Below are 378 nucleotides of genomic sequence, written 5' to 3' on the forward strand. Positions count from 1 at the left end.
TCCACCGTGACCGGGACACCCTTCCGGTCCGGCTTCAACCGGACCGGGACGGTGCGCTCCTCGTCCTCGGGGAGGGGCGGCGCGAGGGCGGAGGCGGACTCGTCCCAGTTCAGCCAGTCCACGTAGCTGCCGGCGGCGTAGTCCTGGCCGGACTCGTCGGGCTCGACTTCGAGCGTGTCGGAGAGCGACTTCTCGCCGAGGAGCAGTTCCTCGTCGGTGCCGTTCTTGAAGGTCACGGTGAGGCTGTAGGCGCCGTCGTCCTGCCGCTCGGGAAAGCTGACGGTGACCCACAGCCCGTCCTCGTACCGTGCCGTCGTACCGGGACCGAACGGTTGGTACGCGCTGCCCGAGCGGCCGGCCCGTTCCAGCTGCCCGTCG

Annotated in this window: 1 protein-coding gene; it reads right to left on the reverse strand. The window is 70.4% G+C overall.

Annotated elements, in window-relative coordinates; genetic code table 11:
- Window positions 1-378 (reverse strand): hypothetical protein (locus AB0C16_RS40905; RefSeq protein ID WP_357691606.1); only part of this gene is annotated, 378 nt, incomplete at both ends.

This window comes from Nonomuraea sp. NPDC048916, from assembly GCF_040649575.1.
In the GTDB taxonomy this organism is placed as follows: domain Bacteria; phylum Actinomycetota; class Actinomycetes; order Streptosporangiales; family Streptosporangiaceae; genus Nonomuraea.